The sequence below is a fragment of the uncultured Desulfovibrio sp. genome (assembly GCF_902477725.1).
Taxonomy (GTDB): Bacteria; Desulfobacterota; Desulfovibrionia; order Desulfovibrionales; family Desulfovibrionaceae; genus Desulfovibrio.
Map to the genome: position 1 here is coordinate 110,936 of NZ_CABSIF010000003.1, position 12,577 is coordinate 123,512.

Here is a 12,577-nt window from a genome sequence, read left to right on the forward strand (position 1 = left end):
ATGCCCCTGAATATCGCCATACTGGCCTCCGGCAGCGGCACAAACGCTCAGGCCATGATCGACAAGGCCGCCCAGGGCGTGCTTGACGTGAACATTGCCCTGATCGTTTGTAACCGCCCCGGTGCGGGAGTTGTGAGCCGTGCGGAAAAGGCGGGCATCCCCTGCCTTGTACTGGATCACAAAAGCTTCCCCGATCGCGAGAGCTTTGACGCCCGCATGGTTGAGGCCCTGCGTGAAGCCGGGGCTGAGCTTGTGGTGCTGGCGGGCTATATGCGTCTGCTGACCCCTGTGTTCCTTGAGGCCTTTGCCGGAAAGGTCATCAATATCCACCCGGCGCTGCTGCCCAGCTTTCCCGGTGTGCACGGTGGTGCCGATGCCGTCAACTATGGCGTCAAGGTTTCCGGCTGCACCGTGCATTTTGTGGAAGAAAAGGTGGACAGCGGCCCAGTGCTGATTCAGGCCGTTGTGCCGGTCAACGCTGGCGAAAGCGAGGACGACCTCATGAACCGCATCCATGTAATGGAGCACCGCATCTATCCCCAGGCAATCCAGTGGCTGGCGCAGGGGCGCATAGATGTGCAGGGGCGGCAGGTGCACCTCAAGCCCGGCAATAGCCCCCGCGCGCAGCACGATGGCGACTGGCTGGTGTGGCCGCCGCTGGAGCAGGGATTTTAATTGCTGCCAACGGTAGGTCCTTTAACGAAATGATGAGGAGGCCCTTTAACAAAGGGTCTCCTTTTTTTGACAGTTTTCAAAACCGGCGGTGCTGAATGTTCCGCTGTCGCCCGCCTTGCCACCTGTCGCCCTCGGCTGATTTCATTACTTACAAAAGTTTCAAAACTTACAAATCTAGAATCCGCGTTGCTCAGGCGCAATTTGATGTGCTATTTTTCTAATATCAACAGAGCATATTTTATTCTTTGCTCAATCAATCAGTTTTTTGCCACTCTTTCGGCCACAAGCAATTTCTCGCGCAATAGCTTGAAATAATGGCAAAATCACCTACTTTTGAGGAAACCCTTATGACGCAGCAGTTTACCCGCAGAAAATTTCTGCAATCGGCCTGCATCACCATCAGCGCGCTGACGGTGAACATGAGCGGCATTGAAAAAGCTCTTGCCGCAGCCGCTGGTGTCGGCCCCCTGGCCACCTGCGACATCTTGATCATCGGATCAGGTGGCGCTGGCCTGCGAGCCGCCGTGGCAGCCCTGCAAAAAAATCCCAAACTCAACGTGGTTGTGGTCAGCAAGTGCATGCCTTCGCGTAGCGCCACCTGTATGGCCGAAGGCGGCATCAACGGCGTCACCGATTTCAGCAAGGGCGACTCCTACGAGCTGCACTGCTTTGATACCGTGAAGGGCGGCGACTATCTGGTTGACCAGGAATCCACGCTCAAATTCTGCGAGCAGGCAGGCCCCGCCATCCTTGAACTGGATTATCTGGGCATGCCCTTCTCGCGCACGGCTGAAGGCAAGGTCAAGGCCCGCCCCTTTGGCGGCGCATCCAAGGTACGTTGCAACTACTCCGCCGACAAAACCGGCCACATCGTTGCCCACACCTGCCTGGACGATGCCCTGAGCCACGGCGTCAAATTCCTCATGGATCACGAGCTGCTTGATGTGGCCGTGGACAATGGCCGCTGCGAAGGCGCCGTGCTGCGCAACATCCGCACCGGCGAAATCGCCCCTGTGCGCGCCAAGGCCGTGGTGCTTGCCACCGGCGGCTATACCCGCATTTTCTGGAACCGCACTTCCACCCCCTACATTGCCACAGGCGACGGCGTTGCAGCTGCCCTGCGCGCGGGCATTCCCTTCAAGGATGCCGAAATGGTGCAGTTCCACCCCACGGGCGTGGTGCACGGCGGCGTGCTGATTACCGAAGCGGCGCGCGGTGAAGGCGGCTATCTGCTCAACAACAAGGGCGAGCGCTTCATGAAGACCTACGCCCCCGCCAAGATGGAACTTGGACCCCGCGACATCGTGGCCCGCGCCATTGAGACGGAAATCCGCGAAGGGCGCGGCTACGGTCAGGGCCTGGAAGCCTATGTGCTGCTTGACCTGAGGCACCTCGGCAAGGATAAGATCGTGCACGATCTGCCGCAGATCCGCCACGTGGGCAAGCTTTTTGAAAATATCGACCTTGTGGACAAGCCCATGGTCATCCGCCCCACGGCCCACTACTCCATGGGCGGCATTGACGTGAACACCTTTGACGACATGGCCACGGTTGTGCCCGGCCTGTTTGCCGCTGGTGAAGCTTCGTGCGTGTCCATCCACGGCGCAAACCGCCTTGGCGGCAATTCGCTGGCCGATGCGGTGGTAACGGGCAAAATCGCCGGTAACGGCGCGGCGGCCTTTGCCAGCCATGCCGATTTTGGCGCGGGCAAACGCCTCACCGACCTGACCGCCCGCTGGCAGGATCGCTTCCGCAACACCACCAACGGCGGCGATGCCAAACAGATGTACTCCATCCGCGAAGAAATGGGCGCACAGCTCTGGGACAACATGGGTATTTTCCGCACCCAGTCCAAGCTTGACTCCCTGAGCAGCACCCTGGCCGACCTGCGTTCGCGCTACGACGCCCTGCGCGTCCCCAACGCCAACCCCGTCTACAATACGGTGTTCACCGAATATGTGGAGCTGGGCAACATGCTGCAACTGGCCCAGGCCGCCTGCCTTGCCGCCTCAGAGCGCAAGGAATCGCGCGGCGCGCACACCCGCGAGGACTTCCCCAAGCGTGACGATGCCAACTTCCTCAAGCACAGCATGGTCACCATGGACGACAGCGGCAAAATGCGCATGGGCTGGAAAGAAGTGGAGATCACCAAATTCAAGCCCGAGGAGCGGAAGTACTAATGCCCACTATCATCATTGACCGCTTTGACGGCAAAAACAGTTTTGAGCAGAGCTACAAACTTGATCCGGCGGACGTAGAGGGCAAGACCGTGCTCAACACCCTGCTGTTCATCAAACAGACCCAGGATCCCACGCTGAACTTCACGGCCTCCTGCCGCTGCGCCATCTGTGGAGCATGCGCCGTGCGCGTTAACGGGCATGCGATTCTGGCCTGCGACACCAAGATGGACGACCTTGCCAAAACCTACGGTTCAGAAACTCTCCACATTTCGCCTCTGGCGAACTTCACGGTTATTTCCGACCTTGTGGTGGACTGGGAACCCGCCATGGAAAACCTGCGCAGGGTGCATCCGGGCATGGTGGCAAAGTCCGAATTCTCCATGAAGGAAGGCTGCCGCCAGAACCAGAAGGAATTCGACCGCATCATCAAGCAGTGGGACTGCATCCTCTGCGGCGCGTGCGCCTCTGAGTGCAACAAACTCAGCGCCGACCGCAGCGACTACATGGAACCCTTTGTCTTCACCCACGCATGGCGCGTGGCCAACGATTCACGCTCCAAGGATCCCCTGCTGCACGGCAAGCCCGCCGTGGCGGGCGGCCTGTGGAACTGCGTGCATTGTCAGGAATGCGCCAACCGCTGCCCCAAGGGCATCAGCGCTGCCGATGACATTGCAGGTCTGCGTGCCCTGGTTATGGCCAAGGGCATGACCGACGGCGTTGGCCCGGCCCACGCCAAGTCGTTCTACACCGATCTGGTGGACGATTCTGGCCGCCTCAACGAAGTGCGCCTTGCCCTGCGCACCGAAGGCATCAGCACCATTGCCCGCGCGGGCATGGCTGTGACCCTGCTGCGCCAGGGCAAGATGAATCCGCTTGAGGCCTTTGGCGGCGAAACCATTGAAGGGCATGATGCCCTGGTGAAGATGATTCAGGCGGCCCATGCCGCAGAGAAGGAGTAGCCGTATGCAGACCGAATTCGCCTTTTTTCCCGGCTGCGTGCTGACTCAGGCCGCCAAGGAATCCAAGATGGCTCTTGAGGCCGTGGCCCCGAAGCTCGGCATCAAACTCAAGGAAATCCCCGGCTGGAGCTGCTGCGGCGCTTCCCAGGCTCAGGATGTTGACCCAGTGGCGACCCTGGTTGCCAACGCCCGCAACATCGCCCTGGGCGAAAAGATGGGCCTGCCCGTGCTGACCTCGTGCAGCACCTGCCTGCTCATGCTGCGTCGCGCCAAGGCAGAGCTTGACGGCGGCAAGAAGGACCGCATCAACACCTTTCTTGCCAAGGGCAACATGACCTATAACGGCACCAGCGAAGTCACCAGCCTGCTCTGGGTGCTGGCGCAAAACGCCCAGACCCTCAAGGCCAAGGTGACCAAGCCGCTTGCGGGTCTTAAAGTGGCCGCCTTTTATGGCTGTCACAGCCTGCGGCCCGAATCCGCCCTTGGCTTTGAAAGCTCGGTGAATCCTTCGAGCTTTGAAACCGTGGTTGCCGCCCTTGGCGGTCAGACGGTTCCCTTTGCCAAGCGGCTGGACTGCTGCGGCTTCCACGCCGTGTATCCGGCGGAAAAATCCGTCATGCGCATGACCAGCCAGATTGTGGACAGCGCGGCAACTTCCGGCGCGGCCTGCATTGTAACCCCCTGCCCGCTCTGCCAAATGCAGCTCGACATTTATCAGGAAGCAGCGCAGGATATAGCCAAGTCGAAAGCCCGTGTGCCCGTGCTGCACCTTTCGCAGCTGGTGGGCCTTGCCCTGGGTATTCCCGGCAAGGAACTGGGCCTTGACTACAACGTGATTGACGCCACCAAGATGGGCTAAACAGCCCTGAAATAGTGACAAAAGGCGGCCCCTACCCCTGGCCGCCCCATGCGCGCCCCCTCTCGTGTCCCTACCCGAGAGGGGGTTGCGCATTGCTGAGGCAGATTAACACTTGAAGGTCAGCTTACTCGCAAGCTGGCAACTATTTCGTAGTCTGACTGCTCAAAAAGATGGCGCATGCGCAGCAACGGACATCGCAGTGCGCATGCGCTCCGGCGCAGGACAGGCCTTACGCCAGTCTGGCGATGCGGCACAGATCGCCAAAACCTTCCGCAAGGGTGGGGTGCGCGTGAATGGTGCTGGCCACATCCTCGACACTTGCCCCCATATGGATTGCCAGCGCCGCCTCGGCTATGAGGTCTGTGGCATGCGGGCCGCAAATATGCGCTCCCAGGATTGCCTGGCTTTCCGCATCAATGACCAGTTTGAACATCCCGGCGATTTCGCCCATGGCGTGCGCCTTGCCCAGCTCGCGCACATGCAGTCGGACGCAACACACATTGCGCCCTTTTGCCAGCGCCTGCGCTTCAGAAAGCCCCACGCAGCCGATCTCCGGCGTTGTGAAAATAGCCGAGGGCACAAGGGAATAATCACACGGCGTTGCCTGCTGCCCCAGGTTTTCGACCACGCATTCCGCCTCTGCGGCGGCCATATGGGCCAGCATGATTTTTCCCGGGCCAAGAATGTCGCCAATGGCGTATACGCCTGGCACGGACGTTTCAAGAAAGGCATCGGTCTGCACCCAGCCGCGCGCGTCACATGCCACGCCTGCCGTCTCCAGCCCCAGTCCCTCCGTATCCGGCACGCGCCCAACAGTGACAAACACGCTTTCCACCTCAAGCGGAGGCGGCACGGATGAGCGCTCACCGCTGGCGGCTTCTGTATGCAGGCGCACTACACCGTCGCCCACTTCGGCCCGGCTGACAGTGACGCCCGTTTCGACCTTTATTCCCGCTTTTTTCAGTTCGCGGTGCAGCAGCTTGCTGATTTCTTCATCAACCGCAGGCAAGGGCAACAGACGGTTCTGCCCTTCAACTACCGTAACCTCAGCGCCAAATGCCCTGAAAATGCAGGCCATCTCGCAGCCTATCACGCCACCCCCCACAATGCAGATACTTGCGGGAACACGATCCAGATTCAGAACGTCGTCGCTGGTCAGGATGTGGCGCTTGTCTGTGGGCAAGGCGGGTAGTTCCAGGGGCCTTGAGCCAACCGCAAGAATGACGGCATCACCGTCAATCCGCTGTGTGCCTCCATCCTTTGCCGTCACCAGCACCTCTTTGGCGCTGACAAGGCGGCCCCTGCCCCTGGCCACAGCCACATTCAGGTGTGCGCAGGATTTTTCCAGCCCCTGAGCCAGCAGCCGGATAACACGGTTTTTGCGCTCCAGAAGGAGGGCCATATCAATGGCTGCCTGTGATGAGCCCGTAACGGCGAATTCGCTCATGTGTCGGAACTTGTCCAGAATATCTGCGGAACTTTTGAACGTCTTGGTGGGAATGCAGCCGGAATTGAGGCATGTGCCGCCAATGGCTTCGCTTTCCACAAGCGTTACGTCATGACCGGCGCGGGCCGCTGCAAAGGCCGCCGTATATCCGGCAGGGCCGCTGCCGATGATGGTCAGTTTTTTCATTCGATCATCCTCGCGCATATTTTAAGGCACCGAAAGCTAACTGTTTTGCGGCAGCAACTGGCCGTACTGCGCTGCGCGCAGCAGAGCATGCAAACCTGCCGGAGCTTCGGGCCGTACGCGCGCGATCCAGCCTTTGCCGTAGCAATCCTGGTTTATCAGAGCAGGGGAATCTTCCAGATCGCCGTTGACCGCAATGACGGTTCCGGTAATCGGCGCAAACAAGGCGCTGACGGTCTTCATGGATTCCAGCGAGCCGAATTCTTTTTCGGCTTCCAGCTGCGCGCCAACGTTGGGCACGTCCGCATAGACAACTTCTTCAAGCTGGCTTTGGGCAAAGTCCGTAATGCCCAGCACCAGTTCATCTCCCTCTTGCCGCACCCAGATATGCTCCGGGGTATAAAACAGATCTTCTGGCAAGTTATACTGAGGCATACTGTCTCCTGTACACGGGGCCGGGAAGTTCGCGAACTTCCCGGCCCCATCGATGTGGTGGGGAACTGCCTGTCGCAATGGCAAAAAGCGTCGGCAGTTCCGCTGTTCCGCCTCAACTAGGCCGATGCGGTCGGCAGAGGGTAGGCGTGGTGTTCGCCGTTGACCACAAAGCTGTAGTTGATGCGGCTCGCCACCTTGAGCATATTGGCTACGGAGCAATATTTGACGGCTCCAAGCTCAAATGCGCGCACAAATTTTTCCAGGGTGACGCCTTCGCCGCTGACTGTGTATTCCACATTGATTTCCGTAAATATCTGCGGAATTTCTTCGCGGCGCACAGCATCGGCAGAGATTTTGAATTCTGTGAAGGGAACACGCATTTTGTTGAGGGCATGGCCCACTTCAATGCCCGTGCAGCCCGCCAAAGAAATAAGCAGCAGCTCCATGGGGCGTACGCCTTCGTTATTGCCGCCATATATGGCAGAGGCATCCATAATCACAGGGCGGTTATCGGAATCCCTTCCTTCAAACAGCATGTTCCCTTTCCATTCAACGTTAATCATAGGCATGGTAAACCCCTTTAAGATATTATCGCTTTAAATGCATGCTGGCGCCTAAGCATCTATGCATGTTCGCCGTGCGGGCATTTGGCAGCGCAAATTTTTGTAACGACCGCTCTAGCGGGCAGATGCTTGTTGACGTTCCGTACTGACAATGAGGGCAATCCAGACAAGAAGAACAAGCAGAAAAGCCGTCATGCCCCAAAGGCCTGTGGCATAGAGCCACCCGCCAGCCGAAACCAGGCAGACAAGCAAGGCCAGAGCTACCAACAGCGCCGCATTGCGCAGCATGGCGGCTCCGCCCTGCGGCGTGATGACGCTCCAGCCGCGTTCAGCCAGAGAAACTACTGTCATACCAATAATATTGGCGGCCATGGCCACCCACACGGGATGTATCTTGAGATAGAAGCTGTTGACGGCCCAACCGCCCATCCAGTTCCACACAAGGCCAGCGCCGCAACCAGCCACAAGGGCGGTGACAGCGGCACGGGGCGTGGCAACGCCCCAGAACAGGGCTGCGACCATGGGAGCAAAGGTTGCACCGTTGCGGGCCGTCCAGGCGAAGATGTTCCACCACGCGGCCTGTTCAGAACGCAGATAGCCAAACAGAATCATGAGCGCCGTCAGCGCCAGCAGTGATATGCGGGTAAAATGCACCAGCTTGGCGTCTGACGCTTCAGGGAACAGGGCCGAGCCGACATCTCTGCCAAGGCTGGTTGCGCCGGAGAACTGGCACGGAGCGCCCCAGCCAAGGGCGCAGGCCCAGATGCCCAGCGTGAACATGCCAACCATGGGGGCGGGCAGGGTTTCCATAAGATATTTGGGGACAGCCACAAGGCCGCGCGCATTGCCGGGCATGGTGATAGCCGCAGCAACGCCCACAAGAACACCCATGACAATGAAGATGATGTTGAATCCACCAGCGATCAGCAGGCCCTTGCGCCCTTCGTCCGCTGTTTTGCACGACAGGGCCATCTGGAATGCGGCTTGCGCCAGCAGCACGTTGATCAGGAATGTGCCAAACCAGGCCAGAATGGTTTGCAGGCCAACGCTGGTCAGGCTGCCGTACTTGGCGTTTGTCTCCAGAAACGTTGCCAGCGCGCCGTAGCCCGGATTGACACCAATGGCATAAATGGCCACCGCAAACATGCCCATGAACACAAAAAAGTTCGCAGTCTGGGTCATGGCCACAGACCACATGCCGCCAGCACTCAAAAAAACATACATAAGCGCCGCGGTAATAACGACCGAGGCAAGCATGTCCAGCCCTGTGAGGGCGTTGATGCACGAGGCGAAAGCAAGCGCCGTAGCCACAGACCACATGGGAAACGTGATGGCCGTGATGGCTCCGGCTATACCCTTTGCCGTGCGTCCGTATTTATCGCCAATGAGGCCAGAAATGGTGACCATCATTCTTTTGCGGAACGGCCCGATCAACACCAGTGCGATGATGAGCACGTGGGTCAGTTCCGCAACGCCGTACCAAATTGCTGAAATACCTGTAAAATATGAAAGTTCGAGGATTGCGATATAGGTTGAGCCTGAAAAGAGGCCTGTAATGCAAAAGGCCACGGTCCATCGGCTGAACTTGCGCCCGCCCACAAAAAAATCTTCGCCCGCCTTGGCCTTTTTCTTGGCTATCTGGCTCATGACAATGAGCAGGAGCGTATACGCGAGTGCAAGGCCGAACATCCAAAAAGCCGAAGATGACATATAAACTCCTCATCATAACGGATGATTTTGCCGCTGTCTGGCGGCGGAACGGCAAGGGTAAAGCCCGTGCGCATGGGCTGTACGGCTGACCGCTGCAGCCTGCTTTTCTCTATCTCAGGCGCGCACCGACCGGGCCCGTGGCGGCAACTGCGACTGAACGTTCTCGTGACTGTGCTTGTACAGCATCACTTCACCAAAGCCTTTCTATTGTGAGCCTGTCTTAGCAATGTTTGTTCCAAAAAGTTTTATCTTGATTATCAAATAGATATAAAAAAGCCCGCGTATACTTCGCGGGCCTCGCTGCGCACAATGCTCAGCAAATGAAATATATAACAATTTGTTTTAATTGAGTTAATAATTTTGAAGGCAACCCCTGGCCTGTGTCGAAACAATGGTTCAAAATCAAACCATGCGGTTCATTTTTAAACCACCGTCAGAACGTAGCCCTTTCACAGGAAAACGGCACCGGAACTCGTGCTGATAACGTCATACAGCAAAAGGCCACGCCAAGTGGTTCATTCCTGAACCGAAAGGCCGTGCTCCCGCATTTTACGCAACAGCGTGGGGTGGGATATGCCCAGCTTGCGCGCGGCGGCGCGGATGCTGCTTGTGGCGGCAAGTCCGCTTTCGATGCACTGGCGTTCAAACATCTTGATCTGGTCACGCATGTTGCCAGCACCGGCAACTGCAGCCCTGCCAGCCGGAGCAATACTCTCCCACACTGATGCACAATGCCCGGCGGAAAAACTGGCAATGGTCAGCCTTTCCACAAAATTCCCCAGTTCGCGCACATTGCCCGGCCAGGGATAGGCCAGGAGCATCTGCTCTTCTTCTGGCCCGATCATGCACCGGGTAGAATACTTTTTGCTGAAACTGGCAAGAAAATGCTGTGCAAGCGGCAGGATGTCTTCCGGCCTTTCACGCAGGGGCGGCACCGCAAGCGGAATCACATTGAGACGATAATACAGGTCTTCACGAAAGGTGTTTTCCCGCACCATTTTAAGCAGATCCCTGTTTGTCATGGCAATGATGCGCACATTGAGGTGGACAGGCTTACGCCCGCCGATGCGATAGATCACACCCTCCTGAAGGGCGCGCAGCAGCTTGACCTGGAGGGACATATCCATTTCGCCTACCTCATCGAGCATGAGGGTTCCCTCGTTGGCGACCTCAAGCATGCCCACGCGGCTGGCATTGGCCCCGGTAAAGCTGCCTTTTTCGTAGCCAAAGAGTTCCGCTTCCTGGAGGTGCTGGGGAATGGTGCCACAATTGATCTGCACAAGCGGCCCGTTACGGCGGCCGCTGTGGCTGTGGATATGCATGGCCAGCACTTCTTTTCCCGTGCCGGTTTCACCAGTGATGAGCACGGTTGAATCCACGCTGCCAAGCCTTTCAGCCTCGCGCAGCAAACGCAGCATGGAGGGATTGCACGCAATAACCTTTTTGCCTTTGTGCGAGGCCTCCTGAAAGGCCGCAAGCCGCCGCCGCGTATTCTCCGCCTCTGTCTGCAAGTGGTTGATTTCCGTCATATCCTGCGCGGAAAGCACGCACCGAAACAGCTTTTCCTTTTCATCAAACAAGGGCGTTATGGTGAGCACCACCTGCTTGCCGTTGTGATCTTCAAGCAGTGAACTGTGCGCCTTGCGGTGGGCCACCGCTTTTTTCAGCAGGTCGCCCACGACCTCCATGTCCGGAGAAGCGGGCGCTGCCATATTGTCGCAATCTGGCAGCAAGCTGCGGATTTTGTCGTTACTGAACAGCGGGATTCCTTCGGCATCAAAAATCATGATGCCGTCAGTGGCGCAGTTGATAACCTCGCTCAACTCGCGGTTGTGGATATCCGCATTTCTGAAGGCCACGTATATTTTGTGGATCAGTTCCTTCTTGGTCAAAACGCCCACAAGCCTGTCTTCATGATCCAGCACAAGCATTCTGTCGATGGGCATGCTGCACGCCATACCAAAGGTGTCATCGTTACGGATGCTGACAAGGTTGGTGTCCATGACCTCGCTGATGGGCGTTTCAAAGGACTTCCCTGCGCGCACGGCCTGTACCAGGCGAAAAATGGTGAGAATGCCTTTGACCCTCTTTTCCGCATCCAGAATGGGCACGCAGTTCACGCCGTGCCGTTCGTACACCGGGAGCGCGTCCTTGAGCTTATGGTCAGGGGTCAGGGTTTCCGGGTTGTCGTGCATTACCTGTTCGACAAGCATTTTTTCTTCCGGCAGGGCGGGCATAGGCATCTCAGGGTAAAAAAGTGGACGCTGATCCAGCAGATATGGGGCTTTACAGATTTTTCAGCAGTAAATTTGCGAGACCCTTTGTGTAGCATACTGAAGGTTTCAGGGCTGGGCAAGAAAGGGGCTGCGGGCTGAGGGGGGCGCACAAAAAGGCCCTGACCAGTGCGGTCAGGGCCTTCAGAGCATTTTAAGCGGAAACTGCCTTAACCCCAGGCTTCGGTCACCAGATCATACAACTTGACGGAAAGCACCTTGAGATCGGGCTTGGTGTATTGCACGTCAGCCCCCACAACAGCGCATTTCTTGGCGAGAGGTTCATTGATCATGGAAGAGAAGATGGCCACGGGCAACTTTTTAAGGACTCTTTCATCCTTGATGTGCTTGCACAGGGCCAGACCGTCCATGCCGGGCATTTCAATGTCTGTGATGACGCCGTGAATGAAATCGGAAATGGGGCGATCTTCGGCTTCGCAGCGGTCGCGCAGCACCTTCAGGTAGTCCCAGGCTTCCTGCCCGTTGACCTTCTGCGTTACCGTGAAGCGGCCTTCCTTGTTGAGCAGATCAAGCAGCAGGCTGCGGATACTGCTTGAATCGTCCACGTGCAGGATATTGTAAATTTTTTCCCCGCTGTGGCGCATGTCTGAGGAGTCAAAGCGCATGGCCATGGCCGGATGCAGTTCGGCTACAATGGCTTCAAGATCCAGCAAAAAGATCACGCGCTCTTCCAGCCGCACCACGCCCGTTACCGAGCTGCGGCTCACATTCTGCAAAAACTGCCCCGGCGCTTCCACATCCGTCCAGCTCAGCCGATAGATGCGGTTGACCCCCGACACCAGAAAGCCCGTACATACGCCGTTGAATTCGGTGACGATAACCTTGGCGTCTTCGTTTTCAATGGGGCCGCTGCCCAAAAACTGGGCCATATCAATCAGCGGCACCACACGGCCATTGCGGTGCAGAAACGCGCCCAAAAGCGCTTTATGGCGCATTTCCGGCATGGCAGTCACCGGCTGGCGACGGCCAATTTCAACCACCTTGGCCACGTTAAGGCCGTAGTGGGCTTCGTAACCGTCCTGGTTGACGAAAAATTCCACAATTTCCAGCTCGTTGGTGCCGGTTTCCAGCAGGATGTTGGTCTGCGCCATGGAAATGCTCTCCGTTGGGCTGAAGCCCGTTAATGTCGGACGGCAGACCTGAACTTGTTTGCTGCCAGCCGGTGAGCGAAGCTTACGCTGACTCTCTTATCGGTTGCCAAGTGCAAATATTTAGCCATGCAGGCCGAAAAGACAGTTTTTTTCATATTTTTCTGTTTCGCACAAAACGGGG

General features: G+C 57.4%; 10 protein-coding genes. 4 read left to right on the forward strand and 6 right to left on the reverse strand.

The features are described 5' to 3' along the window. From purN to sdhE, 4 genes are all read left to right on the forward strand, one after another. Positions 1–675, forward strand: coding sequence for a phosphoribosylglycinamide formyltransferase (gene purN, locus RDK48_RS03330; RefSeq protein ID WP_298997875.1), 675 nt, complete (start codon positions 1–3; stop codon positions 673–675). 347 nt (positions 676–1,022) lie between these two features. Next, positions 1,023–2,855, forward strand: coding sequence for an 8-methylmenaquinol:fumarate reductase flavoprotein subunit (gene sdhA, locus RDK48_RS03335; protein ID WP_298997873.1), 1,833 nt, complete (start codon positions 1,023–1,025; stop codon positions 2,853–2,855). Continuing rightward, positions 2,855–3,814 carry a succinate dehydrogenase/fumarate reductase iron-sulfur subunit gene (locus RDK48_RS03340; protein ID WP_298997870.1) on the forward strand — a complete coding sequence of 320 codons (960 nt, stop codon included), beginning with the start codon at positions 2,855–2,857 and terminating at the stop codon, positions 3,812–3,814. Before sdhA ends, RDK48_RS03340 begins: the two co-directional genes overlap by 1 nt. A gap of 4 nt (positions 3,815–3,818) precedes the next feature. Next, the gene (sdhE, locus tag RDK48_RS03345; protein ID WP_298997869.1) at positions 3,819–4,673 is read left to right on the forward strand and encodes an 8-methylmenaquinol:fumarate reductase membrane anchor subunit; all 855 of its coding nucleotides are present in this window, start codon (positions 3,819–3,821) and stop codon (positions 4,671–4,673) included. A 229-nt stretch (positions 4,674–4,902) separates the two neighbouring features. Here the strand turns inward: sdhE and lpdA are convergent, their stop codons facing one another. The 6 genes from lpdA to RDK48_RS03375 form a co-directional block, all read right to left on the reverse strand. Further along, complete coding sequence (lpdA, locus tag RDK48_RS03350) at positions 4,903–6,306, reverse strand: dihydrolipoyl dehydrogenase (protein WP_298997866.1); 1,404 nt, start codon at positions 6,304–6,306, stop codon at positions 4,903–4,905. Positions 6,307–6,342: 36 nt separating this feature from the next. Next, positions 6,343–6,738, reverse strand: a complete 396-nt coding sequence (gene gcvH, locus RDK48_RS03355; protein WP_298997864.1) for a glycine cleavage system protein GcvH — start codon at positions 6,736–6,738, stop codon at positions 6,343–6,345. Positions 6,739–6,854: 116 nt separating this feature from the next. Beyond that, entirely contained in the window at positions 6,855–7,307 is a 453-nt protein-coding gene (locus tag RDK48_RS03360) for an OsmC family protein (RefSeq protein WP_298997862.1), read from the reverse strand. 108 nt (positions 7,308–7,415) lie between these two features. Further along, complete coding sequence (locus RDK48_RS03365; protein WP_298997860.1) at positions 7,416–9,011, reverse strand: sodium:solute symporter; 1,596 nt, start codon at positions 9,009–9,011, stop codon at positions 7,416–7,418. Positions 9,012–9,526: 515 nt separating this feature from the next. Then, complete coding sequence (locus RDK48_RS03370) at positions 9,527–11,248, reverse strand: sigma-54-dependent Fis family transcriptional regulator (RefSeq protein WP_298997858.1); 1,722 nt, start codon at positions 11,246–11,248, stop codon at positions 9,527–9,529. A gap of 206 nt (positions 11,249–11,454) precedes the next feature. Continuing rightward, positions 11,455–12,396: a chemotaxis protein gene (locus tag RDK48_RS03375; RefSeq protein WP_298997855.1), complete on the reverse strand. Its 942-nt coding sequence runs from the start codon at positions 12,394–12,396 to the stop codon at positions 11,455–11,457. Positions 12,397–12,577: the final 181 nt, after the last annotated feature.